At 70.7% G+C, this 26,218-nt stretch carries 21 protein-coding genes; 9 read left to right on the forward strand and 12 right to left on the reverse strand.

The genetic code is table 11. From position 1 onward, the window contains the following. Position 1: 1 nt before the first annotated feature. Positions 2-607, reverse strand: coding sequence for a cysteine dioxygenase family protein (locus NS331_RS20385; protein WP_058643782.1), 606 nt, complete (start codon positions 605-607; stop codon positions 2-4). Beyond that, a complete protein-coding gene (locus NS331_RS20390) occupies positions 604-1,902 on the reverse strand; it encodes an acyl-CoA dehydrogenase family protein (RefSeq protein WP_058643783.1) in 1,299 nt (432 codons plus the stop codon). The genes NS331_RS20385 and NS331_RS20390 overlap by 4 nt, the downstream gene beginning before the upstream one ends. Positions 1,903-2,012: 110 nt before the next feature. On the opposite strand from NS331_RS20390, the gene NS331_RS20395 reads away from it, so the two are divergent. The 8 genes from NS331_RS20395 (at position 2,013) to NS331_RS20430 (ending at position 10,564) form a co-directional block, all read left to right on the forward strand. Next, the gene (locus NS331_RS20395) at positions 2,013-3,017 is read left to right on the forward strand and encodes an ABC transporter substrate-binding protein (RefSeq protein ID WP_058643784.1); all 1,005 of its coding nucleotides are present in this window, start codon (positions 2,013-2,015) and stop codon (positions 3,015-3,017) included. A gap of 36 nt (positions 3,018-3,053) precedes the next feature. Next, positions 3,054-4,190 (forward strand): LLM class flavin-dependent oxidoreductase, encoded by a 1,137-nt coding sequence (locus NS331_RS20400; RefSeq protein WP_058643785.1) that lies wholly within the window; start codon positions 3,054-3,056, stop codon positions 4,188-4,190. A 4-nt stretch (positions 4,191-4,194) separates the two neighbouring features. After that, positions 4,195-5,046, forward strand: a complete 852-nt coding sequence (locus NS331_RS20405) for a class II aldolase/adducin family protein (RefSeq protein WP_058643800.1) — start codon at positions 4,195-4,197, stop codon at positions 5,044-5,046. Positions 5,047-5,149: 103 nt separating this feature from the next. Continuing rightward, on the forward strand, positions 5,150-6,163 hold the full coding sequence (locus tag NS331_RS20410; protein ID WP_058643786.1) for an ABC transporter substrate-binding protein: 1,014 nt from the start codon (positions 5,150-5,152) through the stop codon (positions 6,161-6,163). Positions 6,164-6,297: 134 nt separating this feature from the next. Continuing rightward, positions 6,298-7,401 carry an ABC transporter permease gene (locus tag NS331_RS20415; protein WP_082702649.1) on the forward strand — a complete coding sequence of 368 codons (1,104 nt, stop codon included), beginning with the start codon at positions 6,298-6,300 and terminating at the stop codon, positions 7,399-7,401. Continuing rightward, positions 7,395-8,225 (forward strand): ABC transporter ATP-binding protein, encoded by an 831-nt coding sequence (locus NS331_RS20420; protein ID WP_058643787.1) that lies wholly within the window; start codon positions 7,395-7,397, stop codon positions 8,223-8,225. The genes NS331_RS20415 and NS331_RS20420 overlap by 7 nt, the downstream gene beginning before the upstream one ends. Before the next feature lie 60 nt (positions 8,226-8,285). Continuing rightward, positions 8,286-9,506: a c-type cytochrome gene (locus NS331_RS20425; protein ID WP_058643788.1), complete on the forward strand. Its 1,221-nt coding sequence runs from the start codon at positions 8,286-8,288 to the stop codon at positions 9,504-9,506. A gap of 86 nt (positions 9,507-9,592) precedes the next feature. Further along, positions 9,593-10,564 carry an ABC transporter substrate-binding protein gene (locus tag NS331_RS20430; RefSeq protein ID WP_058643789.1) on the forward strand — a complete coding sequence of 324 codons (972 nt, stop codon included), beginning with the start codon at positions 9,593-9,595 and terminating at the stop codon, positions 10,562-10,564. 145 nt (positions 10,565-10,709) lie between these two features. On the opposite strand, the gene NS331_RS20435 is transcribed toward NS331_RS20430, so the two are convergent. From NS331_RS20435 to NS331_RS20460, 6 genes are all read right to left on the reverse strand, one after another. Beyond that, a complete protein-coding gene (locus tag NS331_RS20435; RefSeq protein ID WP_153012953.1) occupies positions 10,710-11,723 on the reverse strand; it encodes a DUF6708 domain-containing protein in 1,014 nt (337 codons plus the stop codon). 9 nt (positions 11,724-11,732) lie between these two features. Continuing rightward, positions 11,733-13,487: a hypothetical protein gene (locus tag NS331_RS20440; RefSeq protein ID WP_058643791.1), complete on the reverse strand. Its 1,755-nt coding sequence runs from the start codon at positions 13,485-13,487 to the stop codon at positions 11,733-11,735. Positions 13,488-13,612: 125 nt separating this feature from the next. Next, positions 13,613-14,569: a DUF6708 domain-containing protein gene (locus NS331_RS20445; protein WP_153012954.1), complete on the reverse strand. Its 957-nt coding sequence runs from the start codon at positions 14,567-14,569 to the stop codon at positions 13,613-13,615. Between the two features lie 20 nt (positions 14,570-14,589). After that, entirely contained in the window at positions 14,590-17,664 is a 3,075-nt protein-coding gene (locus tag NS331_RS20450; RefSeq protein ID WP_153012955.1) for a T6SS effector BTH_I2691 family protein, read from the reverse strand. Beyond that, positions 17,661-18,677, reverse strand: a complete 1,017-nt coding sequence (locus tag NS331_RS20455) for a hypothetical protein (RefSeq protein WP_153012956.1) — start codon at positions 18,675-18,677, stop codon at positions 17,661-17,663. The genes NS331_RS20450 and NS331_RS20455 overlap by 4 nt, the downstream gene beginning before the upstream one ends. A 183-nt stretch (positions 18,678-18,860) precedes the next feature. Beyond that, a complete protein-coding gene (locus tag NS331_RS20460) occupies positions 18,861-19,802 on the reverse strand; it encodes a GGDEF domain-containing protein (protein WP_242873838.1) in 942 nt (313 codons plus the stop codon). A gap of 136 nt (positions 19,803-19,938) precedes the next feature. On the opposite strand from NS331_RS20460, the gene NS331_RS20465 reads away from it, so the two are divergent. After that, positions 19,939-22,002, forward strand: a complete 2,064-nt coding sequence (locus NS331_RS20465; protein WP_058643796.1) for an acid phosphatase — start codon at positions 19,939-19,941, stop codon at positions 22,000-22,002. A gap of 4 nt (positions 22,003-22,006) precedes the next feature. Here NS331_RS20465 and NS331_RS20470 read toward each other — a convergent pair whose 3' ends face one another. The 4 genes from NS331_RS20470 to NS331_RS20485 all read right to left on the reverse strand — a co-directional run. Then, the gene (locus NS331_RS20470) at positions 22,007-23,143 is read right to left on the reverse strand and encodes a metallophosphoesterase family protein (protein ID WP_242873839.1); all 1,137 of its coding nucleotides are present in this window, start codon (positions 23,141-23,143) and stop codon (positions 22,007-22,009) included. After that, a complete protein-coding gene (locus NS331_RS20475; protein WP_058643797.1) occupies positions 23,140-24,471 on the reverse strand; it encodes an MFS transporter in 1,332 nt (443 codons plus the stop codon). The genes NS331_RS20470 and NS331_RS20475 overlap by 4 nt, the downstream gene beginning before the upstream one ends. A gap of 31 nt (positions 24,472-24,502) precedes the next feature. Continuing rightward, positions 24,503-25,753 (reverse strand): arsenic transporter, encoded by a 1,251-nt coding sequence (locus tag NS331_RS20480; protein WP_440589399.1) that lies wholly within the window; start codon positions 25,751-25,753, stop codon positions 24,503-24,505. A 12-nt stretch (positions 25,754-25,765) separates the two neighbouring features. Continuing rightward, positions 25,766-26,218, reverse strand: a 453-nt coding sequence (locus NS331_RS20485; RefSeq protein ID WP_193758161.1) for a CHASE3 domain-containing protein, incomplete at its 5' end; no start/stop codon positions are given.

Genomic DNA, 26,218 nt, shown 5'->3' on the forward strand with positions numbered 1-26,218 from the left:
CTCACGGCGTGGCGGCGCGCAGCTCGGCGCTGCGGTCCCACAGGTTGGGCAGCACGGTATTGGAATAGCCGGAGACGAAACGCTTGCGCCCGCCTTCGGCCGGATAGGTATGGCGGGCCACCGCGCCGATGTTGGCGCCATAGACATGGATGCTGACGGAGACCTGGTCGGCCAGCGCATTGCGCACCTGGTGCACGTCGCCGACGCGGGGCGACACGGCCTCGACCTGGCCCGGCCGCAGGTGCACGGGGTCGCCCTGCGGCTGCCAGCGGCCGTCGGCATCGGGCGCGTAGCCCTGGCTGACTTCCGCGCCGCGCAGCATGCCGATCAGGCCCCAGACGGTATGGTCGTGCACCGGCGTGGCCTGGCCCGGGCCCCAGACGAAGCTCACGACCGAGAAGCGCTCGCTGGCGTCGGCATACAGCAGGTGCTGCTGGTAGTGGGTCGGGTGGGGCCGGGCGAAGGCCTCGGGCAGCCAGTCGTCCTGCGCGACCAGCTGCGCCAGCAGCGCGCCGCCTTCCCGCAGGATGTGCGGCTCGTCGGGCCGCGTGTCGAGCAGGCGATGGAAGCCGACGACGACGTCGCGCAGGCGGGTGATGCCGGTCATGCGCGGATTGTGGCCGCAGGGCCTGCCGTGGGTCGATCGGGGACGGCCCGGGCCGCCGCCGCCAGCGCCTGCTGGCCGGCCGCGACCAGTGCGGCATCGCTCTGCGGCGTGTGGATGCGCGCGCACAGCACGTCGCGGTGGTGGCGCTCCAGCGGGTTCTGGCGCGACAGGCCGTGGTTGCCGCTGAGCTGCAGGGCCAGCTCGACGGCGGCGATGGCATTCGTGCCCACCGTGTGCTTGACCAGGCCGCTGTCGGCCGGCGTGGGCGTGGGGCCGCCATCGGTGCGCGCGGCCAGGTCGTCCAGCAGCACGCGGTTGCCGTGCAGCAGGGCCTGGATCTCGCCCACCTTCTCCTGCACGCGCGGCAGCGTGGCCAGCGGTGCGCCCAGGCTGCCGGGCGCGCGCGACTGCAGAAAGCCCAGCAGCCAGTCGCGCGCGGCGCGGGCCACGGCGTCGTACAGGCTGCCCAGCAGCGTGGCCATCCAGGCCTGCTGTTTGGCGAAGGCGTCGGCCTCGGCGGGCGTGGCGGCGGCGGGCGCCCATTGCGCGGGCGGGCGGATGTCCACCGCGTGGTCCAGCGGAATGCGCACGCCCTCGAGCACCGCTTCGTGGCTGCCCGAGGCGCGCAGGCCCAGGTGGTCCCAGCTGGCGATGGTGCGCACGCCCGGCGCCCTGCCCGGCACCAGGAAGAAGCCGGTGCGCGGCTGCGGCTCGTCGGTGCGGCCCCACACCAGCAGCCACGACAGCCGCTCGATGCCGGTGGTGTAGAGCTTGTGGCCGTCGATCACCCACTCGCTGCCCTCGCGCCGCGCCACCGTGGCGGGCAGGCCGCCGCGGGCGGGCGAGCCGAGCTGTGGCTCCACGCGCAGCGCGTTGGCCAGCGCGCCCTCGCGCACGCCGCTGCGGGCCACGGCCTCGCGCAGGTGGGCCGGCCAGCGGTTGGCCGGATGGCGCAGGGCCTGGTGCTGCAGGTAGGTCATGGTCAGCACCAGCGCGGTGGCCGGCTCGCCGGCGGCCACGGCCGCGATCACGCGGCGCGCCTCGGCCAACGTGGCGCCGCCGCCGCCCGAGGCCACGGGCGCCACCAGGCCGATGAGGCCCCGGCGCTGCAGTTCGTCGAAGTTGTCGTGCGGAAAGCGGCCGGCCAGGTCGTGGTCGGCGGCCGTGGCGGCGAAGCGGCGCGTCAGCGCGGCCAGCGTGGCGTCGTCGGTGCGCGCGGGTACGTCGGCCAGGGCCGGCGAGTCGTCGTTTGCCACGAAGGCGGGGGCGAACAGGGTCTGGGGCAATGCACTCATGGGGCCGCACTGTGGCGACGGGCCGCGCGCGCGGGAACCATCGTTTGCGCATATCCAAAGTCGGAATCCGACGTTCACGCGAAGGCCGCGCGCCGATACGGTTCGGCCCCATGCTGCGATCTTTCCCATCCACCTTCCGCGCCACGCGCCGCCGGCTGCTGCAGGCTGCCGCCCTGGCGCCTGCCGCGGCCTTGGCCGCGCCCACCGGCGACCTGGCCGGCATCACGCTGCGCGTGGGCACCTACAAGGGCAACTGGCGCGCCCTGCTCGATGCCGCGGGCCTGCAGCAGGCGCCCTACCGCATCGACTGGCGGGAACTCAACAACGGCGTGCTGCACATCGAGGCCATCAACGGCGACGCGCTGGACCTGGGCTCGGGCAGCGAGATTCCGCCGGTGTTCGCCGCGCGGCAGAAGGCCAGCCTCCGGCTGGTTGCCGCCATCCACGAGGACCTGAACAACCAGGTCACCGTCGCCCGCAAGGAGGCGCCCATCCAGTCCATCGCCGACCTCAAGGGCAAGCGCGTGGGCTATGTGCGCGCCACCACGGCGCACTACTTCCTGGCCAAGCAGCTGGCCGAGGCCGGCCTGTCGTTCGGCGACATCCAGGCCGTCAACCTGAGCCCGGCCGACGGCCTCTCGGCCTTCGCCCGCGGCGACCTCGATGCCTGGGCCATCTACGGCTACAACGGCCAGATCGCGCGGCTGCAGCACGGCGCGCGGGTGCTCAAGACCGGCGTGGGCTACCTGTCGGGCAACTTCCCCGTCTATGCCAATCCGCGCTCGCTGGAGGACGCGCGGCGCCGCGCCGCCATCGCCGACTTCCTGCAACGGCTGCAGCGGGCCTACGCCTGGGTCAACGGCAACTTCCTCGCCTATGCGCGCACCCAGTCGGCCGAGACCCGCATCCCCGTCGGCGACATCGTCGAGCTCTTCAACCGCCGCAGCGACGACTACGCCCTGGTGGGCGTGAGCGAGGCCGCCGTGCGCAGCCACCAGGACGTGGCCGACACCTTCCTGCGCCTGGGCGTGCTCGACGGTCCGGCGGACGTGCGCCCGCTGTGGGACCGGCGCTTCGATGCGGCCCTGCGCGGCGGCGCCGCCTCCGCCGCCTGAGGCCACCCATCCTTCCCTGCCCAAAGAAAGCCACCCATGAGCCATTCCCCCAGCGACGACCAGGTCCAGTTCATCGGCATGATCCAGACCCAGAAGGTCTCGGAAACCCACGCCGCCCGCGGCCCCGCCATCGACCGCGACTACGTGCGGGCCTTCGCCCAGGCCCACGAGCAGGCCGGCTTCGACCGCATCCTGGTGCCGCACCATTCCACCAGCCCCGACGCCACGCTCACCGTGGCCTATGCGGCCAGCGTGACCGAGCGCATCCACTTCATGCTGGCGCACCGGCCCGGCTTCGTGGCACCCACGCTGGCGGCGCGGCAGTTCGCCACGCTGGACCAGTACACCGGCGGCCGGCTGGCCGTGCACTACATCTCCGGCGGCTCGGACGAGGAACAGCGCCGCGACGGCGACTGGCTCAACCACGACCAGCGCTATGCCCGCACCGACGAGTACCTGGAGGTGCTGCGCAAGGTCTGGACCGCCGAGCGGCCCTTCCACCACCACGGCGACCACTATCAGGCCGAGAACGCCTTCTCCGAGGTCAAGCCGGTGCAGACGCAGGACGGCCTGCCCCACGTGCCGGTGTACTTCGGCGGCGCCTCAGAGGCGGCGCTGAAGGTGGCCGGCCGGCATGCGGACGTGTACGCGCTGTGGGGCGAGTCGCTGGACCAGGCCCGCGAGCTGACGACCCGCGTGCGGGCCGAAGCGGCGCGCCATGGCCGGCAGGTGAACTTCTCGGTCTCCTTCCGGCCCGTGCTGGCCGAGACGGAGGACGCCGCCTGGGCCCGCGCTGACCGCATCCTCGAAGAGACGCGCCGCCTGCGGGTGGTGGCCGGCTACGCCCGCGGCGGCCCGCAGCAGAGCGAAGGCGCGCGCCGCCTGCTGGCCGCCGCCAACCAGGGGCCGCGTGTGGACAAGCGCCTGTGGACGGCCATCGCGCAGGAAACCGGCGGCCGCTCCAACAGCACCGGCCTGGTCGGCACGCCCGAGCAGGTGGCCGAGGCCCTGCTCGACTACTGGGAACTGGGCGTGACCACCTTCCTCATCCGCGGCTTCGATCCGCTGGAGGATGCGCTGGACTACGGCCGCGAACTGATCCCGCGCACCCGCGCCCTGGTGGCCGAGCGTGCCGCCGCCCGCCGCGCGCAAAGCCAACGCCGGGTGGCCTGACGCCATGAACGCCCCCGTCCACCCCGACCATCTGCAACCCGCCGCCGGCGCGCTGCGGGCCCGCTTCCATGCGCAGCCGCAGGCCCGCTACTGGTTCGACCCGCCGCCGGCACGCACCAGCGTCGAGGCCGAGCGCCGCCACCGCCAGGAGCGCCTGGCCGGCGCCTTCCGCCTGTTCGCGCGGCACGGCTTCGCGCTGGGCCTGGCCGGCCACATCACGGCCCGGGACCCGGAGCTGCCGGACCACTTCTGGGTCAATCCGCTCGGCGTCCACTTCTCGCGCATCAAGGTGTCGGACCTGCTGCTGGTCAACAGCCGCGGCGAGACCGTGATCGGCGACCGCCCGCTCAACAAGGCGGCCTTCGCCATCCATGCCGCCATCCACGAGCGCCACCCGGACCTGGTGGCCGCCGCCCACACGCATTCGACCTACGGCAAGGCCTTCTCCACCCTGGGCCGGCCGCTGCTGCCGCTCACGCAGGACGCCTGCGTGTTCCACGGCGACGTGGCCCTGTTCGACGACTTCACCGGCATGGTGGTGGACCTGTCCGAAGGCCAGCGCATCGCCGACGCCCTGGCCCGGCCCAACGGTGGCTTCGCCAAGGGCGCCATCCTGCGCAACCACGGCATCCTGACAGCCGGCGCTTCGGTCGAGGCCGCCGCCTGGTGGTACATCGCCCTGGACAACGCCTGCCACACACAGCTGCTGGCCGAAGCCGCCGGCACGCCGCGGCCCATCGACGACTCGACGGCGCGGCACACGCATGCGCAGATCGGCGGGGCGGAAGGCGCGCTGCATGCCTTCGAGAGCCTGTACCAGCCGCTGGTGGCGGCCGAGCCGGACCTGCTGGACTGAGCCCGCCCTGTCCTGTCGCCCGTCCTGCCAGAACACATCCACCCGGCCGCGCCGGACCCATTCACGCCGTCCGGGCCCGGCCCACTTTTTTCCGTCTCACACCATGTCCACCATCACGACTTCCTCCACGGCCTCGCGCCGCCAGTTGCTGCGCGCGGGCGGTGCCGCCGCCGTCGCGGCGGCGGGCGGCCTGCTGGCCTCCCGCGCCTGGTCGCAGCCGCGCAAGCTCAGCTTCGCCTGGAACGCCAACGCCTTCTGCCTCTCGCCCGTGGTGGTGGCGCAGGAGCGGGGCTTCTTCGAGAAGAACGGCCTGCAGGTGGAGCTGATCAACTACACGGGCTCCACCGACCAGTTGCTCGAATCGCTGGCCACCGCCAAGGCCGATGCGGCCGTGGGCATGATCCACCGCTGGCTCAAGCCGCTGGAGTCGGGCTTCGACGTCAAGATCGTCGGCAGCTCGCACGGCGGCTGCGTGCGGCTGGTGGGCAGCAGGGAGGCGGGCGTCACCCAGCTCGCGCACCTCAAGGGCAAGACCATCGGCGTGTCGGACATCGCGAGCCCGGGCAAGAACTTCTTCTCCATCCTGCTCAAGAAGAACGGCATCGACGCCGACCGCGACGTGCAGTGGCGCCAGTACCCGGCCGACCTGCTGGACGTGGCGGTCAACAAGGGCGAGATCCAGGCCATCGCCGACGGCGACCCGACGCTCTACCTGATCGAGAAGCGCAACGCCGGCAAGTACACCGAGCTGGCCACCAACCTGTCGGGCGAATACAAGGACAAGGTCTGCTGCATCGTCGGCGCCCGCGGCGAGCTGGTGCGCAAGGACAAGCCGACCGTGGCCGCGCTGGTGCGGTCCATCGTCCAGGCCTCCGACTACGTGGCCGACAACCCCAACGAGTCGGCGAAGCTCTTCGCCAAGTACTCGCCCAAGGTGCCGGTGGAAGACCTGCAGGCCCTGCTCGGCACGCTGACGCACCGCCACCATCCCACGGGGCGCAGCCTGCGCGACGAGGTGGAGTTCTATGCGAAGGACTTCCGCTCGGTGGGCGTGCTCAAGGGCAGCACCGATCCGAAGCGGCTGGCCGACCACGTTTCTTACGACGTGCTCGCGTAGACATGGCTCACCCCCAGGCTCCGCGCCTTGCGCTTCGCCGCCCCCCTGCGAGGGGGCACATCCGGCGGCCCGGCGAAGCCGGTTCCGCGGATGTCCACGCATGGCCTGCTCCGCGGCCACTCGATTGAACCGTCATGACGACACTGGACACCGCCCTTTCGCGCTGGACACCCGCTGACGGGCCTGCGCTCGACGCGCTGCCGGCCGCTGCACCGCCCCCTCGTGCCGATACCGATACCCCCCAGGGGGTCCGCCGCGACGACCTGCCCGCACGCACGGCGCGGCTCTGGCCGCTCGGCCTCGTCGCCGCCCTCGCCTGGTTCGGCCTGGGCGCGCTGACGCTGGCCTGGCCCAACAAGCCGGCCGGCTTCAGCGACTGGACCTTCACCACCGAATTCGGCCTCGCCGCGCTGGCCGTGGGCTTCCTGCTGCTGGTGCCGGCGCTCGCAGGCCATGCGCGCACCGGCCGCGTGGGCGCACGGCTCGTGCACGCCGGCCGCTGGCTGGTCGCCCTGCCGCTGCTGCTCGCGCTGTGGGAAGCGTTCACCGCCAAGCTCGGCCTGCTGCCGCCACCCTTCTTCGCGCCGCCGCAAAGCCTGATCGACGTGGCGGTGGAGGACTGGCCGCGCCTGGGCCTCTCGACCGCGCATTCGGTGCGGCTGCTGGCGCACGGCTTCCTGCTCGGCGCGCTGGCGGGCTTCGTCACCGGCGTGTGGATCGGCTGGTCGCGCGCGGCCGGCTACTGGGTGCACCCGGTGCTGCGTTTCCTGGGCCCGGTGCCCGCCTCGGCGCTGCTGCCGCTGGCCTTCTTCTTCGCGCCGTCGAGCTATGCGGCGGCGGTCTTCCTGATCGGCCTGGCCACCTTCTTCCCGGTCGCGGTGCTGGCCTGGTCGGGCGTGGCGTCGGTCAACCGCCAGTACTACGACGTGGCCCGCACGCTGGGCGCCAGCGAATGGTTCCTGGTGCTGCGCGTGGCCGTGCCGGCCGCCCTGCCGCAGGTCTTCGTCGGCCTGTTCATGGGCATGGGTGCCTCGTTCTCGGTGCTGGTCACGGCCGAGATGATGGGCGTGAAGGCCGGCCTGGGCTGGTACCTGCAGTGGGCCCAGGGCTGGGCCGCCTACGCCAATATGTATGCCGCACTGATCGTGATGGCGGTGCTCTGCTCCGGCCTGATCACGCTGCTGTTCACGGTGCGCGACCGGGTGCTCTCCTGGCAGAAGGGGACCGTGAAATGGTGATCCCGCTGCTGCGCGAATACGACGACGCCACCGAAGAGGGACCGCCGCCGGCCCCGACGGCCACCGGGGGCGCACGCATCGACATCGAGAACGTCAGCCACTGGTTCGACGTGCCCGGCGGCAACAAGCTGCAGGCACTGGACGGCATCGACCTGCACATGGCGCCCGGCGAGTTCGTCGCGCTGCTGGGGCCCAGCGGCTGCGGCAAGTCCACGCTGCTGCGGCTGGTGGCGGGCCTGGAGCCGGCCACCACCGGCCGGCTGGCGCAGGACGGCCGGCCCATTGCCCGGCCCGACCCCTCGCGCATCGTCGTCTTCCAGGACCCGACGCTCTACCCCTGGCGGCGCGTGCGGGCCAATGTGGCACTGGGCCTGCAGGCGCGTGGCGTGCTGCGCGCGCAGGCCGGCCGCGTGGACGACGCGCTGGCCCGCGTCGGGCTGGCCGACTTCGCCGATGCCTTTCCGCACCAGCTCTCCGGCGGCATGGCGCAGCGCGTGGCGCTGGCGCGGGCGCTGGTCAACGACCCGCGCCTGCTGATCCTGGACGAGCCGCTGGGCAAGCTGGATTCGCTCACGCGGCTGCAGATGCAGAGCGAACTGCTGGGCCTGTGGCAGCGCAGCGGCTTCTCGGCCCTGCTGGTCACGCACGACGTGGAAGAGGCCCTGTTCCTGGCCCAGCGCGTGGTGGTGCTGAGCGACCGGCCCGCCCGCATCGTGGCCGAACTGCCGGTCGACCTGCCCTACCCGCGCCACCGCGGCCATCCGCGTCTGGCCGAGCTGCGGCACGCGGCGCTGCGCCACCTGGGGCTGGATGCGAGCTGGTAACCCGCGCCGCCGCGCGGCGCCATCGGCCCCGGCACCGCGCCGGACGCCCTGCGGCCCGCCATGACCGACGCACCCGACGCCCTCTGGCTGCAATGGCTGCTGCAGGCCCTGCAGTCGGCCCAGGCCGCGCTGCTGCAGACGCTGCACGCCCTGGGCCTGGTGCCCACGCTGCATGGCCAGCCGGCCTGGCCCTGGGCCTGGCGGCTGGCCGGCGACACCCTGCTCTTCGACCTGGGACAGGCGCGCCGGCTGGCGATCACGCTGGGGCTGCTGACGCTGGCCCTGCTGCTCGCCGGGCTGGCACTGGCCTGGCGCCGGCCGCGGCTGCCGCTGTTGGCGCTGGCCGCCCTGCTGCCGTTGCTGGCACCCTGGCCCGAGTGGGCCGCCGTGCGCGTGGCCGCCACGCCGGCCAGCTTCCACGCCTCGCCCACCGGCTTCGACGCGCGCAGCATCGCGCACGGCCAGCAGTTGTACCGGCAGCTGTGCGTGGACTGCCACGGCGACGACGGCCGCGGCCATGGCCCGCTGGCCGCGCGGCAGCCGGTGTGGCCGCCCAACCTGGCCGGCCCGCTGCTGTGGCGGCGCGCCGATGGCGACCTGCTCTGGCACGTGCTGCACGGCATGCACGATGCGCGCAGCAACCAGCCGTCGATGCCCGCCTTCGCAGGCCGGCTGTCCGCCGACGACGCCTGGGCGCTGATCGACGCCATGAAGGCCCTGGCCGCCGGCCAGATGCTGCGGCAGACCGGCCAATGGCTGCAGCCGGTGCGGCTGCCCGCCTTCTCCCTCCGCTGCCCGGCCGCGCCGGGGCGCACGGCCAGCACCGACCTGCGGGGCCAGCGGCTGCGGGTGATGGTGCCCGGCGACACCGCGCCGCCGCCCGACCCGCGCGTCGTCACGGTCGCGCTCGCACCGGCAGGCGCGGGCGCCGCCTGGCCGCTCGCGGCCGGCACGGACTGCCAGGCCACCGATCTCGCCGCCTGGACGGCCCTGGCCCTCATCGCGGGCCACACGGCCGACGCCGCGGCGCTGGCCGGCACCCAGTTCATCGTCGACCGCGCCGGCTGGCTGCGCGCCCGGTCGGCCCCCGGTGCCGCCGACTGGCAGGAGGACGACCTGGTGTGTCGCGCGGCGTCGACCTCGTTCCCGTCGACGTCCACATCGTCCGCCGCGGGACCGGTGCCCGCTGCCGGCACGCCTGGCAACGATGGCCTGGGCAGCCTCATCGCGCGCATGGACGCCGAGCCGGTGCGCTACGTCAAAGGTGGCGTCGTGCATTGACGGGCGCCGCAGGCCCGGTGTGCCCTGCGTTGCCCATTGGCGCGATGCCGCTTTCTTGTTCCATCCCCCTTTTCAGGAGAACGACCATGTCCCCGACCCTGCCCCCAACCGCCAGCCGCCGCCGCTTCCTGGCCGGCGGTTCCGCCATCGCCGCCGGACTGGCCCTGCCGGGCCTCGGCGCCCGCGCCGAGTCCCGCCCCGTGCTCAAGGCCGGTGACCAGAAGGGCGGCCTGCGCGCCCTGCTCGAAGCCGCCGGCGCGCTCGACGGCCTGGGCTACGACATCCAGTGGGCCGAGTTCCCGGCTGCCGCGCCGCTGGCCGAGGCCCTCAATGCCGGCGCGGTCGATTCCGGTCCCATCGGCAATGCGCCGCTGATCTTCGCCCTGGCCGCCGGCACGCGCGTCAAGGCCATCGGCGCCAACCGCAGCGATGCCTACGGCACGGCCGTGCTGGTGCGGCCGGATTCGCCGCTGCGCAGCGCCGCCGACCTCAAGGGCCGCAGCGTGGCCACCAACCGCGGCTCCATCGGCCATTTCGTCACGCTCAAGGCCATCACCGCCGCGGGCCTGCAGCCGGGCGACGTCAACCTGCGCTTCCTGCCGCCCGCCGACGCCAAGCTGGCCCTGACGCAAGGCTCGGTCGATGCCTGGGCCACATGGGAGCCCTACACCGCCATGGCCGAGACCGCCGGCCATGCCCGCGTGCTGGCCAGCGGCCGCGGGCTGCTGCCGGGCCTGAGCTACCTGGCCGCCACCGACGCCGCCATCACCGCCAAGCGGCCGGTGCTGCAGGACTTTCTGCAGCGCGTGGCCCGCGCCCAGCGCTGGGCCAACCAGAACGTGGCCGGCTACTCGGCCACGCTGGCCCGCATCATCGGCATCTCGCCCGAAGCCGCGCGCCTGCAGTTCGAGCGCCGCCAGCAGGCCTGGGTGCCCATCGACGACCGGGTGGTGGCCGACCAGCAGGCCACGGCGGACTTCTATGCGAAGGTGGGGCTGATCAAGGCGCCGCTGCAGGTGGCGGGGACCTTCGATAGGGGGTTTGCGCTGCCGGGATGAGGCCGCGCGACGTGCGCGCCGCGGCGGGTGCGGGGTCGGAAGCGCCCGAGGCTAAGCGCCGACGCACTTACCCACGACCCGGTTGCGCCCTTCCCGCTTGGCCCGGTAGAGCGCCCGGTCGGCCAGGCGCAGCAGTTCGTCGTCCTCACGGGCGCTTGCGTTTGGGGGGCTTGAACGCCGCCGCATCACCTCGGGCTGCTGCGCGCAGTGTGTGACGGGTATCGCCGGCCAGATCGGCTTCGGTGATCGGCGCGCCCAGCGCCGCCTTGACTTCGGGCGGCCACACCACGGTCTGTGCGGTCCACACCACCAGACGGTTGACCACGATCCACACCAGCACGAAGGGCAGCAGCAGGTGCTGCAACACCATCGAGCCCGGTTTGTCTTTCCATTCCGCCCAGTAGCCATGACGCCGCGCCAGCAGGGCCTTGAACATGTCGATGGCCTTGCCGCTGCGCGCCTTGGGGGGTACTTCGCCGGCAGCCAGCGGTGGTGCCCCTTCCTCCATGTAGCGACGGATGTACTCCCACAGCGCGTCCGGGAACTCCAGGCCGCTGATGACATAGAAGCCGCCGATGGTCGGATCGCTGGGGCTGCGGCGCATCAGGAACACCAGGTGCTCGTGCTGCCGGATGCTGACCGTGGAGCCGCCAGTGGTGACCTGCCGCTCGCAGTCAACAAGGTCCCAATCCACGACACGCGCCTGGATGCGCGAGGGGCCGAAGAGCACCCAGCGGCGGTACCTGGAGCGGTAGACGTAGTAGACCTTGCGGCGGGCTCGGTCGAAGTAGATGGGGGCTTCGGATGGGCCGAAGAATTCGAAGTAGAGGCCGACGAAAGCGATGGCGGAAATCATGCAGAGATTCAACGCCAAAACAACATAGCCCCAAAACTCGCCACTTTTAAGCAAGTCGAAAAGAAAGGACCGTGTAAACCAAGCACCTATCCCCCCTGCCACCACTCCATATGTCGTCACATATCCACCAACCGCGACCAGCGACCCCCCTTGCAATTCAATCGCATCGCGGTACACGCCCGTGAGCTTGTTGGCGTGCCATGCCTTCTCGCCAACCGAGCCGCGGTTGCCGTAGCGCCTGCGCACACCATAGACGTTCTCACGCTCAGCATCGGTGCTGATGCCACGGGTGTTCAAAGGCATCGTCGTCCCTCAGTCGATGTTGGGGTCGATGGCCGGCGTCTTGTCGGCTTCCCGCTCGCCTGGCACCCTGGGCATGGGGTGCAGCCGCTCCAACTTGCTCAGCTCGGCCTGCGCGGCGGCGGAATCGAAGATCAGCTCGAAGGCCGCCGCTTCTTCAACCGCGCTCGTAAAGCGCTTCTTGTTGGCGGGTGATACGCCCAGCTCGTCGGGTGTGTCACCGCCAAAGTAACAACCGCCGGCCCAGCGTTCAAAGGCATCACGCTCCAGGATGGACGCGGCCACGATGCCTACGATGCCCACGAGCAGCATAAACACCCCGATGCCAGAAACGGCGCTGACAACTGCTGCCTCGGCCACCTCCACACCAGCAATGCGGAGTAGCAAAGAGGCAACAGCTCTACTGGCGGCCTGGGCCGCAACAGCGTCGGTTAGGGCAAAACCGCTAGTGCCGGCAGTGACGACAAAGCCGCTCATCGCTGTGCCATAACTCCAACTCGCCCCTATATCCCCCTTGTTCTTAGCCCCACCCGCCTTCGCGTACATCAGGTAAGCATTAATCGCACCCCCCGCCATGCCCATCACCGCCGAGGTCGCACGCACGGCCGCCAGCGGCACGCTCTTCTCCGCCAACGCTACGCCTCCGGCCTTCCTGAGCAGCACCGCCTTGTAGGCCCCGCCCGCCACCTCGGCCAGCGCGCCGATGGCGCCGCCCGCGCTGTCGATGGTGCCCAGCACCGCCTCCAGGAACTTGTCGTCGTCGCGAAACAGCCGGTCCCGCTGCTCGTTGATCTGCTTGAAGCCCTGGTACAGCCCCAGGCTCTGCACGATCAGCGCGCCGCTGGCCATGCGCACTTCCACACTGTTGATCTTGTAGTCCTTCACGGCCTCGGTGCGCTGCACGACTTCCCTGAGTTCGTCGGCCCCGAGCCGGCTGGTTCCCATGCGGCTGGCCTGCTCTTCCAGGCTGGAGATGCGGCGGTTGGCGTGCGGCGTGCCGATGCCGGCCGCCGCAGGGGCCACACCGCCCAGGTTGCTGACGCGAATCTTGTCCTCGTGCACCTGCAGCGCCGTGTGCGCATCGGTCAGCACCATGATCTTGAACGTCTTGGCGCTCTGGTCACCACTCGCGCCGCCCAGCGCTTTGTGGACATGCTGCGTGGCGGCGCGCTTTTCCGCGCCGTGCATTGCGCTGGCGCGCACGAATTGCAGGAACTCCCTGGCATCGACGTCGGCCGTGAGCAGCACCGGCAGCAGCAGCGCGCTCCTGTCTCGGCCCGTCGTGCTGGCCACCGCCCGCTCGATGGCCTGTTGCGCCAGCGTGAGCGTCGGCAGCGTGCGAAGCCACTCGGCCAGCCCGGCCGGCGGCGGCGCCTTCGGCAGGCGGGCCGCCATGGCCGCCAGTTGCAGGGTACCGGCGACCATGGCGGTCAGTCCCCCCATGCTCAGGGCCACCACGCGCGGATGCAGCCAGTTGTACTTGCGCGCCATCTCGTGGTTGAGCACCCCGCGCATCAGGTCCACGGTCTTGTCGCGCATGTTGCCGTCGTTGCCGCGGTCCCAGTCGCCCACCAGGAGTTCCCGGGCCTTGTCGATGCTGTCCTTCTGGTTGCCGAAGAAGGCGCGCAGCGCAAAGGCATCGGTCTTTCCGATGTCCTGGCCCAGGGTCAACGCCAGCCACTGGTTGATGTCGTCCTTGTGCGCCAGCGGCTGGGGGTAGCACACGCGGTCGGCTTCCTCGGCGTACAGAATGTCGAGGCTCGTCATAGCGCCCCCGTCAAGCGTTACCTCGCGGTTGGTTAACGGCGCCGATGCATCCCGCCAGGGGGCGGGCTGTTGCCCTTTGTACTGCACGTCGCCCTATGCTGCGTCCATCGGCTCGATGCAAACACTCATGCGCCGGCCGCAGTGCGTTCACTGGCGGCACGCAACCGATGCTCACTGTCCGCGGCCAAGTCGGCTTCCGTGATAGGTGGCCCCAACGCTTCGGTGATCTCTTTCGGCCAGTGCACCGTCTGCGCTGTCCATACCACGCAGCGGTTGACCAGCAGGAACACCAGGAACAGCGGCAGGGTCAGGTGGAAGAACAGCTGCTTCCAGAAGAACTCTTTCCAGTCGCGACGGTAGTCGCGGATGCGCTGCTTCAAAGCTTCGATCATGTCGAAACCTTGCCCTTTGAAGGGCGGCGCCTCACCCGCGCGCAGCGGCGGGGTGCCCGCTTCCATGTAGCCGCGGATGTACTCCCACATCGCCCCGGGGAAGTCCAGCGCGGGCAGCACGAAGTGGTCCACGATGGTCGGGTCGCGCTCGCTGGAGCGCACGAGAAACACCATGTGGTAACTGCGGCTGATGCTGGTGGTGCTGCCGCCGAGCTTGGTGTGGAGTTCGGCGTCGACCAGTGACCAGTCGGCAGAGCGGGCCTCCACCACGCTGGGGTCGAACAGCCAGAAGCGCTTGCGGCCCTGGTGCACGTAGTAGACCTTGCGATGGGCGCGATCAAAGTAGATAGGCTGCTCGCTGGGGCTGAACATCTCGAAGTAGAGGCCGATAGCGAACAGTGACCAAATGATGCTTATGTTTAGAGCAAACCATCCCCATGCCTGGTCATGAAATAGGCCGCAAAGAAAGCTCCATCCATAGACCATTCCAGCTCCACTGCCGATCAATCCGAAAGTCGTCACATATCCGCCGGCTTCCACAATCGACCCGCCATTGACTTCTACTGCATCGCGATAGACGCCGCTCAGCCTCCCCTGGTGCCCTCCTTCAGGGCTCCCCGGCAGCCGCTTGTCATAGCGCTGCACTAGCCCTGAAACCAAGCCTTCCTGGCGCGCATCGTCGGTGCTCACACCGCGGACGTTGACGCCTATCATGGAATCGCTCCCCCGCCCCAACCGTCACCCATCGGGTTACCCAACGGCGCTGGCACGTCCCGCCCCGGATCAGGGTATTTCTGTGCCTTGCGCATTAGCTCGTTCTGGGCATCGGCTTCGTACTCGATGGCCATCAACCAGTGCTGTTCGTCGGCCGCCGTGGCAAAGCGCTTGACGCCATCGTTGCCGAAGTAGCAACGACCCGCCCAGCGCTGGTACGAATCGCGTTCATTGACCGTCGCGTACACGTAGCCACCGATGGCGACCAGCATCAGTACCAAACCTACTCCGGAGACGACTGCCGCAACTGTGCCTGCCGCGCCGGCGATAGCTGCCTCGGTAGCGACGGCACCGGCCATGCGCAGCACCACATGGCGTGCAATGGCGCGGCTCGCAATCTGTTTAGCAGCAGCATCAGCAACGCTCACGCCCCCGGTAGCAATCAGCAGCAACCCGGCGACGGAAGACGTCTTGTAGCCCTTAAAGGACTGCTCATCCCCTTCCGCTTTTGCTCCATCCGCCTTCTTGCCCATCAGGTAGAAAGTGATCACCGCCCCCAGCATCCCCGTGACCGCCGCGGTGGTCCGCAGCACTGCCAGTCGCCCGCTGGCCTCCACCAGATGCTCCCCGCCCGGCTTGAGCAGCAGATTCGCCTTGTGCGCGCTGGCCCACAACTCCGCGCTGGCGCCCACGAAGCCGCCCAGGCTGTCCAGCACCCCGATGGCCGCCTCGTTGATCTTGTCCTGATCCCGCTGGCTCTTGTTGAGTTCGGCCAGCAACTGCGGTATGCCCTGGTACAGCCCCAGCCCCTGCACCACCATGGCCCCCAGCGCCAGGCGTCCTTCGACGCTGTTGAGGTTCAGTTCCTTGATGGTCGTCTGGCGCACCATCACTTCGGCCACTTGCGCGGGCGTCAACGGCTCGCTGACCGGCAACCGTGCAGCCTGCAATTGAACGTCCTCCAGGCTGCGCACGGCATGCCCGCCCACGGCGCGCGCCACCTCGACCCGCGCACCGGGAATGCTCTCTGCACGGACATGGCCCTCGCGCACTGCAAGCGCCGTCTTGACGTCGGTGAGTACCTGAAGGCTGACGGTCTTGCCTCGTGCGACGACCACCGCCTTTTGCCCCTTGGGCAGGTAGCCATTGAGCACGCGCAGCGCGGTGTCGGCGTCCACCTGCACTTCGAGCAGGATCGCCGTGCTCAAGATCGCCTTGTTGCCGGTGGGCAATGCGCTTTCCACAGCCAACTCCAGTTGCCGCTGCGCCAGCGTCAGCCCGCCGAGCATGGCGCGGTACTTGGCCAGCTTGCCGCTCTGCGGTGCCGGCGACCTGTCGCTCATCATGGCCATGAGCTGGAACACACCCGCCGCAGTGGCGGCCAGGCCGCCAGCGGAGAAGGCCATCAGGCGCGGATGCAGCCAGTTGAAACGCCGGAACAGGTCGTGGGTGAGGACCCCCTTGGCCAACTCGTAGGTCTTGTCGCGGCTGTCGCCTTCTGAACGGTCGGCCTTGCCCACAAGAACGGCCTTGGCTTTCTCCAGAACGGACTTCTGGTTGCCGAAAAAGGCGCGCAGCGCCACGGCGTCGGGGGACGTGATTTCCGCATCGAGGATCAAGCCGACCCAGCGCTCGATGTGCCTGGCCGTCAGCGGCTGCGGGTAGTGGATCAGGTCGCTTTCGGCGGCATAGATCTGCCCGGACGACACCACGGCCGTGATCTTGCCGGCGTCGTTTTCATCGAAGTGTGTTTTGAAGTAGTTCCGCGTGGCCGGGCGGCCGACCACCTTGAGCCAGTCGGCTTCATAAGCAGCCAGCGCGTTGTCCATCTGCTTTTCGATCTGCTCGCGCTTGGCCGGCCATGCCCGGAACCGGGCGGTGTCGAGTTGATCGGTGATCCTGGCCCAGTTGCGCTGCGCCAGGATGCGGCTGTCACGTTCGACGCGCCCTGCGAAGTCTTTCGCATGTCGGTCAGTGGGCCGCATGCGGCCGGCGCGGCTGCCGTCCTCGGCATAGGCACCGCTGGGGTCCGGCGACCATTCGTAGGTGACACCTTGCACGCGGTGGCGAATGCTCTGCCACTGCTTCTCGGAGGCAACTGTGGCGCCTTCGAAGGACTGGAGCGCGGCAGCGGCCACGATGGACTTTCTCAGTCCCTCCAGGGTCGTGTAGCACGCCTCGGAGCGCACCCAGTCCTGGTTGGCGAGCCAGGCGTTCTTGTTGGCCCGATCCTTGGCCATTCGGATGCCGTTCAGGTCGGCGCCCAGCCCCACCGGATCGGGCAGCACCAGCACGAATGCCTTGCCCCGGGTGATAGGGTGCCCCTCGGCCTGCTGCTGCATCACCGTCTGCAGCCCGCGCGCCTGGCCGTAGGTCTTGTCGTCAGGCGTGTTGTAGAACGGCGTGGCGGGCTGCGTGCCGCCGTTGGTGACGTTGTAGCCCGACTTGGTGCCCCCGTGGTTCATCGAGCGCAGCGCGAAGTCGGCGATGTGGTCCTCCATGGCGTGCACGTCGGCCTTGAAGGCTTGCTGGACACCGCCCAGGTCTTGAAGGGGGTCGATGCAGACCATGCCTGCGGCAGCGGGGTCTTTCTGCACCCTGGCGCGCATGGCGTCGTCCCACCAGTTCATGCTGAAGCCGATCCAGACCTTGCCGGAGGTGCCGGGGTCCTTTCTGGGCAACTGGATGCAGAGGGTGCGAAGGTCGTTCGGGTGCGACTCGCGCATGTTGCACGCGAACTCGGCTTTCTGGTTCATCCAGACGATCTGCGACTCGGGGATCAGCACACCGCTGCCCTGCACGCGGAACGCCTGCCAGGGGTTGATGAGGTGCGGCGGTCGCTTGGTGTAGTAGGCATACACGAAGCCGCCCTGGCGCAGCATGCGCAGCACGTAGCGCGAGGCGTCCAGCGCAGGCAGGCCCAGCGCCTCGACGCTGGGCTCGTGGGTCTTGAGCCGGGCGGCTTCGGCGGGGGCGAAGTCAGGGTCGCTGGCGATGGCGCTGGGACGCACGAGCAGGATCGGCAGGCCGGCCTTGTTGCCGCAGCGTTTGCACTTGTCGGGGTCGCTCATGCCTGCGCCCTCCAGTGGTCCGCGGGCTTGCCGGCCCATTCGGCGCGCCACACGTCGAGGGCGTCGGACATCTCCTGGCGTGTGCGTTGCAGCACACCGAGCAGCCATGGCAGGCGGGGCCAGTGCTCGAAAGCAGGCGCGGACACCGCTTCCGCCGCGTAGGCGGCCTGGTCTTCCACGTAGTCCAGCGAGCGCCGTGCGGTGATGACCTTCTCGGTCAGGGTGTCGTGAATGTCCTGCGGCAGCGGGAAGCGGTGGCGCAGGAGGAGGTATTGCGCGCGGTGAACGGCGCCACACAGGCCCAGCACGTCGGCGCACTGGCCGGCTGCCAGCAGGTGGGCCCTGCCGGGCTGACCTTCGGCGCCCGCAAGGGTCTGCAAGCGCAGGTCGTGGTCGAGGTAATGCCAGCCTCGGATGCCGCGCAGGGCCTTGTCCCACACAATGCCTTGGCCGGCGAGGCGCAAGGTGTGCAGCACGCGCCGGTCCCAGATGCGGATGAGGCTTTTGCTGCCCTGGCGCATGAGGTCGGTGAGTTGCCGCGCCAGCGAGGTGCCCGCAGGGTCATGGCCCACGGTCGAGGGCGCCGGATCGGCGTCTTCTTCCTCGTCGTCGTGCCGCTGGAGCCAGCCGCCGATGCGCGGGGCGCCGTTGCCTTGCGCACACGCCACGAGATGCTCCTGCACGGCCCACTCGATGCTGCTGGCGAGCAGCGGATCCTGCGCGTCGGCGAGACGTACGAGGTAGGGGAAGGTGGCTTCCTGGTGCCTGCCGAAGTCGCGGTCGTAGAGAGTGTGGACCGGCCGGGCCCATGCCGACTCGCGCGCCGCGCGAAGGGCGCCGGGCCGGGGTTCGACATCCTCCACCTCGATGCCGGGGGGATCGCCGAAGGCTGGGTGGACCAGCAGGTAGGCCGGGCCGCCGTGCAGTTGCGCGGTGAGTTGCCCAGTGAGATGGTCGAGAAGAACGCGAGGCGGGGTATCCCACCGCCACGGCGGAAGGTCGAGGTCTGTCATGCGCTGCCCAATCCACTACTTTTTTATTGGGCAGCCTGCGCTTCTTTGCGCGCATCGCAGCCCTCCCTGTGCCATCCCGTGGGTGCGGGGTGGCGGCAGCATCCTACAGCACGGATCGCGGCGAACAGTGGGGGCTTATGGCGGAGTGCGTCCGCAGCGGGTCGCAAGGCACACGGACTTGGGCTACGCGCCGACGCACTCACCCACGACCCGATTGCGCCCCTCCCGCTTGGCCCGGTAGAGCGCCCGGTCGGCCAGGCGCAGCAGTTCGTCGGGCGAGCGCGGCTGGGCGCCCTGCACGGTGAGCACGCCCAGGCTGGCCGTCACGTGCGGTGCCACGGCCGACTGCGCGTGGGCGATGCCCAGCGCCTGCACGGCCTGCCGGGCCTGCTCCGCCACCGCCATCGCCTGCCCATGGGGCGTGCCCGGCAGGATGCAGGCGAATTCTTCGCCGCCATAGCGCGCCACCGTCGCACCCGGCACCGAGACGGCGGCCTGCAACGCGCCCGCCACGCGCTGCAGGGCGTCGTCGCCTTCCACATGGCCGTGCGCGTCGTTGAAGGCCTTGAAGGCGTCCACGTCGGCCAGCACCAGCGACAGCGGCCGGGCCCACTGGAGCTGGCGCCGGCTTTCCGCATCGAGCTGGATGTCGAAGTGGCGCCGGTTGGCCAGGCCCGTGAGCGCATCGGTCACGCTCAGCCGGTAGATGCGGTCGTTGAGCGCGCGCAACTCGGCCTCGAAGCGCTTGCGCTCGGTGATGTCGCGCACGATGGAGCAGTTGAAGCGGCGGCCCTCGTGTTCCACCAGGTTGACCGTGACCTCGATGGGAATGTCCACGCCCGCGCGCGAGCGGTTGACCGTCTCCAGCCGGAAGGACTTGCGGGCCACCACCTCGGCCCAGTGCGCGCGCCAGCGGGCTTCGTCGAAATGCGGATCGACGTCCCACACGTGCATGCGCGACAGCTCGTCGGCGCTGTAGCCCAGCAGCCGGGTGGTGGCGGGGTTCACGAACACGTAGCGGCCGTGCTCGTCCAGCCAGATGATCATGTCGGCGAGTTTGTCCACCGTGACCTGGGTCAGCATGGCGCGGTAGGACGGATCGCCGGGGTCCTTGCTCGTTGTCATGGGGCGGTTCGGGCCGAAGCGTAACGCCTGGGTCGGCGGGCCGGTGATCGGCCACGGCGCTGTGGTGGGCATGGGCAGATCGAACTGTCACATTGTCTTTACAGAATCTCGGGCTTTGCCCCCGTCCGAGATTCCCATGGCCCCCGCCTCCCTCTTCCGCCTCCGCACCCTCGTCCTCGCCGTCGCCAGCGCCGCCGCCCTCATGGCCTGCGGCGGCGGTGGCAACACCGTGAGCTTGATGCCGGCCGCCAGCGGCGGCGCTGCCGCACCCACGGGCACCGGCAACAGCGGCGGCGGCACGGCCGCCACGCCCGAGACCGTCACCATCCCCGCCGAACCCGCCGGCCTGGGCCGCGCCGACACGGCGCCCATCCCCAGCGTGGTCGCCTACGTGGACACCGGCGCCACCAACCAGCGCGACAACCCCTGCAACGTCACGCTGGACACCAATGCCGGCGCCCGCGTGCTGCAGGGCTTTCTGGACATCTGGACGCCCAGCTCGCTCAAGGTCGATGCCGGCGTGAACCTCGCCGCGGCCAACGGCTGCCCGGCCGTGACGCCCTCGACCTGGAGCGGCATTCCCGGCGATAGCACCGACGGCACGGTCAAGAACGCCACCATCCACGCCGCCAACATCAACTACGTCAAGACCGTCACGCAGGCCCGCACCACCGCCCAGGGCCTGGCCGCCTACCTCGACGATCGCCGCGGCAAGGGCTACAGCGTGAGCGACGGCATGGGCCCGCTGACCAGCGCCTGGCGCGCCGGCACGCAGCAGACCACCACCATCACGGCCGTGGACCCCAACACCGCCATCGCGCCGGCCGTCAACGATGGCGGCAACAACGTGGGCGTGGGCAGCAGCGGCGGCAACGCCAACCTGGGCCTGGCGGTGGACTTCATCAACGGCCTGGCCGCCGGCTCCACCGAGCCGCCCAAGCGCTTCTACAAATACGCCCGCCCCTGGCGCTGGAGCAGCGACGTCAAGGTGGTGCCCGCGCTCGAATCGGCCAAGAGCAGCACGCCCGCCACCGACGGCGGCTTCCCCAGCGGCCACACGGCCGAGGCCTGGCGCGACACGCTGGCCATGGCCTGGCTGGTGCCGCAGCGCTACCAGGAGCTGATCGCCCGCGCCATGGAGATGGGCGAGAACCGCATCCTGGCCGGCATGCATTCGCCGCTGGACACGATGGGCGGCCGCGTGCACGCCACGGCCGTGGTGGCCTACAACCTCTCCAGCGTGGCCAGCTACGGCGACGCGGCCAAGAAGGCCGCCTTCGACCAGGCCCAGGCCTGGCTGCGCACGCAGACCGGCAGCGCCGACTTCAACGCCCTGGCCGCCTATGCCCGCACGCCGCGCACGAGCGATGCGACGCAGCCCGACTTCGACCGCTTCAGCGACACCGCCGCCTGGCGCAAGACCTATCTGCAGCGCATGACCTACGGGCTGGGCACCACCGGCGCCGCCGGCCAGCCCGCCACCGTGCCCAAGAGCGCCGAGGTGCTGCTGGAGACCCGCCTGCCCTACCTGAGCGCCGACCAGCGCCGCGTGGTGCTCAAGAGCACGGCCATCGACTCCGGCTTTCCGCTGGGCAACGACGGCGAGGGCTGGGGCCGCCTGAACCTGTTCGCCGCCGCCGACGGCTACGGCCGCTTCGACGGCGACGTGGCCGTGACCATGGATGCCAGCCAGGGCGGCTTCAGCGCCTTCGACCGCTGGCGCAACGACATCTACGGCGCCGGCAAGCTGACCAAGCTGGGCAGCGGCAGCCTGCGCCTGTCGGGCAACAACGGCTATGCCGGCGGCACGGTGCTGGCCGCCGGCACCCTGGGTGCCGACTCGGCCACCGCGCTGGGCGTTGGCGACGTGTTCGTCAAGGGCGGCACGCTGGAGAGCGCCGTCGCCAGCCTGCCGCTCGTCATTCCCGGCCGCTTCACGCAGACGGCCGGCACGCTGAGCGTGGTGGCGGGTGCCAATGGCGCGGGCCTGCTGCAGGTGGGCGGCACGGCGGCCATCGCCGGCGGCAACCTGGCGGTGCGTTTCGCCAGCGGCGCCACGCCGAAGGTGGGCGACACCATCACCGTCCTGCAGGCCGCCAGCCGCCAGGGCCGCTTCGCCGGCGTCACAGTGCAGGGCTTCGGCAAGTTGAGCGTGAGCTACACGGCCAACGCCGTGCTCGTGCGCCTCGACGGGGTCTGATCGCCTACCAGTCGCCGCCGTTGCGGTTCGGCCCCAGCTGCAGGCCGTCGATGCCCGCCGCCGGCCACGCGCCGATGGCGTGGCAGGCATGGCCCGGGACGACCAGCGGCCCGCGCTTGGGCACGCCGTCCGCGGCGCGCACCAGCACCTCGACGACGTCCTGCGCCTCGCCGCAGGACACGACCAGCCGGTGCACGCCGGGCGTCTCAACCACCATGGACGCCCGCCAGAAGCCGGGCGCACCGGCCTCCATGGCCACCGGCGCGCCGCCGTCGAGCGCGGCCAGCATGGGCGCGTCCGACTTGCCGAAGCGCCGCGCCACCACGCGCAGCGGCCCGGGCCGCGGCACCTGGCGCGCCTGCACCGGCCGCGTGACCAGCCGCAGGTCGCAGGGCGACACGATCTGCACGTGCGGCCAGTCCGCCCCCAGCGGCCGGAAGCGCCAGCTCGGCAGGCCCTCGTGCACGCACACCACCGAGAAGCCCGGCGCGCCGCCGCCCTCCTCGATCTGCGCCGTCGAGCGCGTGGCGCCGTAGATCACCGCGCCGTCGTTGAGCAGCTCGTTGTAGTGCGTGTGGCCGGTGTCGACGAAGGGCACCCGCGCATCGGCGAAGAGCCGGGCCAGTTCATCGCCGCCCACGGCCAGGTCACCCGGGTAGCAGTGCATGAAGACCAGCGGCAGCTGGCCCGCGGCCTCGGCCAGCGCCAGTTCGCGCGCGATGCGGTGGCGGTGGTGCGAGGTGAAGCGGAAGTCCGGCCCGCCCGCGCCGGCGCTCACCACGTCCACGAAGATGCAGCGGTGGCCGGCGATCACCTCCGCCTCGGGGCGCTGCTCGGGCGCGAAGGCGGCCTCGAAGGCGGCCAGGCTGCCGCCCTCGAAATCGTGGTCGCCGGCCACCACCCGCAACGGCAGCCGCAGCGGCGCCAGCGCCTCGGTGATGGCGGCGTACTGCGCGGGCGTCGCATGGTTGGCGTTGTCGCCGGGCAGGTAGACGAAGTCGGCCAGGCCGGCATGGGCGTTGATCTCGCGCACCAGCGCCGCCAGCCGCGGCCGCGCGGCCCAGCCGTCGGCCTCGTCCATGTGCAGGTCGCCGACGTGGATCCAGGCGATGGAGGAAGAAAAAGCAGAAGTCGTCGTCACGAGGAAGCTCCAGCAGCAAGCGGCCCGCCGGCCCGCGGTTCGCACACGCCGGCGCAGGCCGGCCGCAGCAGCGCCGCGAAGCCGATCCACAGCGCCAGCGAGGCGAGCGCGAAGCCGCCCAGCACGTAAAAGGCGACCTGGTAGCCGAACAGCTGCGCCAGCCAGCCGCCGATGGCGGGTGACAGGCTGGCGCCCAGGCCCTGCACCGTCATCACGGCGCCCTGGCCCACGTTGACGCGGCCGGTGCCGTCGAGCAGGCAGGCCACCAGGCCGGGCACCGCCACGCTCTGCAGGCCGGCGCCGATGCCATCGAGTGCCTGCACCGGCCACACGCCCCAGCTGTCGATCACGCTGCCGGCGATGGCGCCGCGCAGCGGCAGCGAGGCGAAGGACACGAGCATGACCAGCCAGTAGCCGCGCGTGGCCGACAGCCGCATGGCGGCCAGGGCGGTGACGATCATTACGGCCTGCGCCACCACCACGGTGAGCGCGGTGAACATGGCCGGGTTGCCCTTGCCGGCGCCGACCACGGCCAGGCCGTACAGCGGCAGCATGGCGCCATTGCCAAGGTGGAAGCAGGCCAGCGCCGCAGCCAGGATCAGCAGCGGCCGGTTCTGCAGCAGCGTGCGCAGGCCCTGGGCCTGTCCCTCGTCGGCCGCCGCGCCGGCCTTGCCGTCGTGCGGCCCTTCGAGCCCGCGCGCGGCGCGGTGGTCGATGGTGCGCTCCGGAATGGCCAGCACCGAGAGGATGGCGAACACGCCGAACAGCGCCGCCAGGAAGAAGATCGCCGGCATGCCGTAGCGAAAGCCCAACCAGCCCGACAGGGCCGCGCCCACCATGTTGCCGGCGTGGTTCCAGGCCTGGTTGCGGCCGTTCTGCGCGTTGAAGCCGCGCTGGCGCACCACGCCCAGCGTGATGCCCGCCACCGCCGGCCCGATGGCGGCACCGGCAATCGCCGTCGCCACCTGGCTCACGGTGACCACCAGCCCGGCCTGCGACCACAGGATGAGAAAAGAGGCCAGCACCGTGCAGATGCCAGTGATCACCACCACCCAGCGCTTGCGGGCCGTGTGGTCGATGAAGGCACCCGCCGGCACCGTCATGAGCATGCCGGCCACGCCGCCGGCCGTCATCACCGAGCCGATGGCCCCCGGCTGCCAGCCGCGCTGCTGCAGGAAGACCCCGAGGAAGGGCCCGATGCCGGCCTGCATGTCGGCCATGAAGAAATTGAGCGCGCACAGCGCGCGCGTGGCGCGGCGCCGGTCCCCGCCGGCGGCATCCCCGTCTGCTGCATTCGCGGAAGCCGCGAGGGTGGGCGAGGTGCGCATGGCGGGTGTCTCCAGGTTGGCGGGGGGTAAATCAGCCGATCAGGATCCGCGCCCCGATGGCCAGCAGGAGGGCGGGCGGCATGACCAGCACGCCCACCTTCAGGAAGCGGAAGAAGCCCACGTCGTCGCCTTCGCGACGGATGGCGGCCAGCCACAGGATGGTGGCGAGCGAGCCGGTGATCGACAGGTTGGGGCCCAGGTCCACACCGATCAGCGTGGCGTCGATCACCACCTGCGGCGGCCGGGCCTGCTGCAGGACGGTGCTGGCGAGCAGGCCGGCCGGCAGGTTGTTGATGACGTTGGAGCCGACCGCCAGCACCGCGCCGGTGACGGCCGCGGCGCCGTTCACGCTGCGCTGCACGCCGGCCATGAGCCACTGGGCCAGGGTGGCGATGACGCCCGTCTGGTGCAGCGCCTCCACCAGCACGAACAGGCCGGCCACCAGCGGCAGCACGCTCCAGGAAATGTCCTTGACCAGCGCCCAGGGGCTCGCCCGGTCGCGCACCAGCACCACGGCCGCCGTCAGGGCGCCCATGATGGCGGTGGGCAGGCCCAGGTCGATGCCCTTGAAGGACACCGTCATCAGCACGATGGCCGTGACGACCAGCGCGCCCAGCGCCGTCCAGCCGCCGGCATGCAGGGGCTCGACCTCGACGCGCCGTTCGCAGCCGCCCGCCAGTTCCTTGCGCATGGCCAGGCGCAGGCAGACGTAGGTGGCGCCGATGGCCAGCAGCGACGGCAGCCCGAAGCTCTTGATCCACGGCCACAGCGAGGGCACGTGCGCACCGTACAGCACCAGGTTGGCCGGGTTGGAGATCGGCAGCACGAAGCTCGCCGCATTGGCGATGAAGGCGCAGATGAACAGGTAGGGCAGCGCCGGCGTGCGGGCCTTGCGCGCCGCCGCATACACCGCGGGCGTCAGCACCACGGCCGTGGCGTCGTTGGAGAGGAAGGCGGTGATGACCGCGCCGATGGCATAGACCAGCGTGAACAGCCGCCTCTGCGAGCCGCCCGCCATGTTGACCGCATGCCCGGCCACCCAGTCGAACAGGCCTTCGCGCCGCGCCGTCTCGGACAGCAGCATCATGCCGATGAGGAAGAGGTAGACGTCGTTGCCCTTGGTGACGGCGCCCAGCGCCTGGTGCGCCGGCAGCAGGCCGAGCACGACGACCAGGGCGGCGCCCGCGGCGGCCCAGATGGCCTCGGGCAGCTTGAAAGGCCGGATCAGCACGCCGGCCGTAGTGGCACCGGCGATGGCCCAGATGGTGAGGTGGGAAGACAGCATGGAGAAGGGTCAGGAGGCGCCGGTGGCCGGGGCGGCCGGCAGCGCCGCGCGCGAAACATGGAAGCGGGCGATCATCGCAAGACCCAGGCGGGCCAGCACCGACAGCGCCGTGCAGGCCAGCGTGATGGCCAGCAGCCAGCGCTCGGTGGCATGGGCCTGGGCGTTGCGCTGCGCGAGCAGCTGGGACTCGGCGTCGCGCATCTCGGCGACGACGGCGCGCACCTCGTCCATGGTGCGCTTGCCCTCGTCGCGCAGCACCAGCGTACGGGCGGCTTCCAGGCCCTGGGTGCGGCGGGCCTGCACCGTCGCGTGCAGCTCGGCCAGCTTGAGGGCGACGGCGTATTCCAGCCGGTCCACGCGCCGCTGCTGCACAGTGCTGTCGCTGACCAGCGTGCGCAGCCGGTTGGCCAGCGGCGCGTGGACCGGCTGGAATACGCCGTCGCCCTCAAGCTGGCCGAGCTG

Source organism: Pseudacidovorax intermedius (assembly GCF_001476815.1).
GTDB classification, from domain to species: Bacteria; Pseudomonadota; Gammaproteobacteria; order Burkholderiales; family Burkholderiaceae_C; genus Xenophilus; species Xenophilus intermedius_A.

Excerpts from the sequence above, each read along its gene's own strand:
- NS331_RS20385 (WP_058643782.1), bottom strand. The coding sequence starts at position 607 with ATGACCGGCATCACCCGCCTGCGCGACGTCGTCGTCGGCTTCCATCGC.
- NS331_RS20390 (WP_058643783.1), bottom strand. The coding sequence starts at position 1,902 with ATGAGTGCATTGCCCCAGACCCTGTTCGCCCCCGCCTTCGTGGCAAAC.
- NS331_RS20395 (WP_058643784.1), top strand. The coding sequence starts at position 2,013 with ATGCTGCGATCTTTCCCATCCACCTTCCGCGCCACGCGCCGCCGGCTG.
- NS331_RS20400 (WP_058643785.1), top strand. The coding sequence starts at position 3,054 with ATGAGCCATTCCCCCAGCGACGACCAGGTCCAGTTCATCGGCATGATC.
- NS331_RS20405 (WP_058643800.1), top strand. The coding sequence starts at position 4,195 with ATGAACGCCCCCGTCCACCCCGACCATCTGCAACCCGCCGCCGGCGCG.
- NS331_RS20410 (WP_058643786.1), top strand. The coding sequence starts at position 5,150 with ATGTCCACCATCACGACTTCCTCCACGGCCTCGCGCCGCCAGTTGCTG.
- NS331_RS20415 (WP_082702649.1), top strand. The coding sequence starts at position 6,298 with ATGACGACACTGGACACCGCCCTTTCGCGCTGGACACCCGCTGACGGG.
- NS331_RS20420 (WP_058643787.1), top strand. The coding sequence starts at position 7,395 with ATGGTGATCCCGCTGCTGCGCGAATACGACGACGCCACCGAAGAGGGA.
- NS331_RS20425 (WP_058643788.1), top strand. The coding sequence starts at position 8,286 with ATGACCGACGCACCCGACGCCCTCTGGCTGCAATGGCTGCTGCAGGCC.
- NS331_RS20430 (WP_058643789.1), top strand. The coding sequence starts at position 9,593 with ATGTCCCCGACCCTGCCCCCAACCGCCAGCCGCCGCCGCTTCCTGGCC.
- NS331_RS20435 (WP_153012953.1), bottom strand. The coding sequence starts at position 11,723 with ATGCCTTTGAACACCCGTGGCATCAGCACCGATGCTGAGCGTGAGAAC.
- NS331_RS20440 (WP_058643791.1), bottom strand. The coding sequence starts at position 13,487 with ATGACGAGCCTCGACATTCTGTACGCCGAGGAAGCCGACCGCGTGTGC.
- NS331_RS20450 (WP_153012955.1), bottom strand. The coding sequence starts at position 17,664 with ATGAGCGACCCCGACAAGTGCAAACGCTGCGGCAACAAGGCCGGCCTG.
- NS331_RS20455 (WP_153012956.1), bottom strand. The coding sequence starts at position 18,677 with ATGACAGACCTCGACCTTCCGCCGTGGCGGTGGGATACCCCGCCTCGC.
- NS331_RS20460 (WP_242873838.1), bottom strand. The coding sequence starts at position 19,802 with ATGACAACGAGCAAGGACCCCGGCGATCCGTCCTACCGCGCCATGCTG.
- NS331_RS20465 (WP_058643796.1), top strand. The coding sequence starts at position 19,939 with ATGGCCCCCGCCTCCCTCTTCCGCCTCCGCACCCTCGTCCTCGCCGTC.
- NS331_RS20475 (WP_058643797.1), bottom strand. The coding sequence starts at position 24,471 with ATGCGCACCTCGCCCACCCTCGCGGCTTCCGCGAATGCAGCAGACGGG.